The sequence below is a fragment of the Streptomyces sp. NPDC111802 genome, assembly GCF_055634335.1.
In genome coordinates, this window is record NZ_JBVKCZ010000197.1 from 1 (window position 1) to 1,940 (window position 1,940).

General features: G+C 69.2%; 4 protein-coding genes. All 4 read right to left on the reverse strand.

The features are described from left to right. Positions 1 to 38: 38 nt before the first annotated feature. Positions 39 to 809 (reverse strand): transposase, encoded by a 771-nt coding sequence (locus ACZ7NC_RS45380; protein ID WP_471498290.1) that lies wholly within the window; start codon positions 807 to 809, stop codon positions 39 to 41. Then, on the reverse strand, positions 806 to 1,231 hold the full coding sequence (locus tag ACZ7NC_RS45385) for a transposase (RefSeq protein WP_471498294.1): 426 nt from the start codon (positions 1,229 to 1,231) through the stop codon (positions 806 to 808). Before ACZ7NC_RS45385 ends, ACZ7NC_RS45380 begins: the two co-directional genes overlap by 4 nt. 6 nt (positions 1,232 to 1,237) lie before the next feature. Further along, positions 1,238 to 1,489 carry a hypothetical protein gene (locus ACZ7NC_RS45390; RefSeq protein WP_471498297.1) on the reverse strand — a complete coding sequence of 84 codons (252 nt, stop codon included), beginning with the start codon at positions 1,487 to 1,489 and terminating at the stop codon, positions 1,238 to 1,240. A 223-nt stretch (positions 1,490 to 1,712) separates the two neighbouring features. Next, positions 1,713 to 1,940 (reverse strand): hypothetical protein (locus tag ACZ7NC_RS45395; protein ID WP_471498300.1); only part of this gene is annotated, 228 nt, incomplete at its 5' end.

Genomic DNA, 1,940 nt, shown 5'->3' on the forward strand with positions numbered 1-1,940 from the left:
TTCGCTATCCGGCTCAACCGGACAACCAGGAGGCCCGCTCACGGACTTGACCGACGCCGGAAGTGCCTAACTTCCCGGCCCTGGGCCCAGGGCCAGGCGCGGTCGAGGTGTAGGGTGCGCCGGCGGGCGTGGGTGGTGAGCCGGGCGGGCAGGTGGTAGAGCTTCGTGCGGATTGTCTCCGGTTCGGAGGCGGCGAGTTCGGGTTCGTCGTGCAGGAGGAGGAGCCGCGTCCAGGCGTCCAGGTCGGCGGCGATCGTGGCGGCCAGCATCCAGGCGGCGTTGAGCTGTAAGGACTTGGAGGGCAGCAGCCCGAGCCCGACCCTCTTGATCGCTTTCACGCGGTCCTCGACCTCGGCGTGATCACGGTAGAGAGCGTCGACGAACCACACCTGCCCTGAGCCGGACACCCCGGGAAGCCCCTGGTGGGCGGGGATGTTCGTGGCGACGGTCTGGTAGCGCCAGCCGGTGCGCTGCTCGAAAGCGGTCAGCTTCTTCAGGTCGCGGCGCGAGGGTTTGACCCGGCGCACGATCAGCCGCATCCCCTCGGGCCAGCCGCTCAGGCCGCGGACCCCGGTCAGCTCGGCTACCTGGTAGGTGACCTTCTGTCCGTCCGGGCCCTTGATCTCGTGGACCTCGCCGTCCTGGCGCAGCGCGTCACTCCACACGTCCTCGGGCAGCAGCGCGATCGCGGCCTCGTCGGCGGTGTTGATGGCCCAGCCGGTCACCCAGCGCACCCGGCGGCGGCTGGTGGTCAGCGCCTGCAGATGCTCAAGGAGGCCGTGGCTGAAGGCCGCGCCGTCGATCCTCACCAGCAGCTTCGACCACACCGGCAACGGGAGTTGCCGCAGCGCGGCGGCCAGAACACGCTGTGGTCGGCGACGTCGTTGGACGCCGCATTGCCCGGCCGCAGCAGCATGGTCACGCACTCGCGGGTATTGGCCAGCCACGCGCCCAGCGGGTGATGCCCGTAGCCGCCCTTGAACGTGCCGGCCGCGCCGTCCTTCTTGCTGGTGCAGGTCACGAGAGTGGCGTCGAGATCGAGGACGTACCAGTTGGTGAGCTTGCGCCCGCATACCGAGATCCAGGGGAACCCGCCGGGGCGCAGGGCGAGCAGCGTCCACACCCCACGCCGTATCACGGCGCGGACGCGCTCCACCCGAGCTACGACCGGGCCGTCGATGAATTCCAGCGTGCGCCACAGAGTGCTGTCCGATACCGGACGGGGGAACAACGGCCGTCAGTGATACTGCAGTTGCTCGGCCTGCAGGACGTTCCTCGCGCCGAGGACGATCGCGCAGGCCAGCTGGACCAGCACCATCCCGCGATCCCGCCACCCCGGCCCAACGCCCCGCGGCAGCGCGGCAGTCAGGGCCCGGGTCAGCCCGACGCGGTCCGCTGTCCGGCGCAGCAGCACCACGCCCGCGTGCCCGACCAGGTTCTTGCCGTCGGCCCGCACGACGAGCCGGTGATCCCATTCGGTAGCCCGCACCTGTTGGGTGCCCCCACTCTGCGACGTTCTTGATCTAGGAAATCCAGATCATCGCAGGTCAGGGGGCACCCTTCCGCTGCCAGGGCGTCACATCACTGACGGACGGCCCTCGTAGCTGAATACACGAGGTACATGCCGCGGGCGGGGGTGTCCGCATCACCGACTCGTTGCTGGCAGTGGTGAACTCGCTGCACGTCCACGGGCGTTGTAGCCGTTGTGGTGGTCAGGTCACGGCCCGGGAGCGGGTTGCGAATATCCCGAGCGCGTGCTGCCAGGTTGTGGTGTGCATCTGCGCCGCGAGGTTTTCGGCCTGCCTGCGGGCCGCCACCGCATCGGCGTGCTCGGCGTGGTGAGGAAGAATGGCGAACCAGGCACCGCCGTGCACCGGTGCGAAGAATGCGAGGTGAACTCGCCAATGGGGGCGGGGTGTTGGGCGCCGTGCGGTAAATAG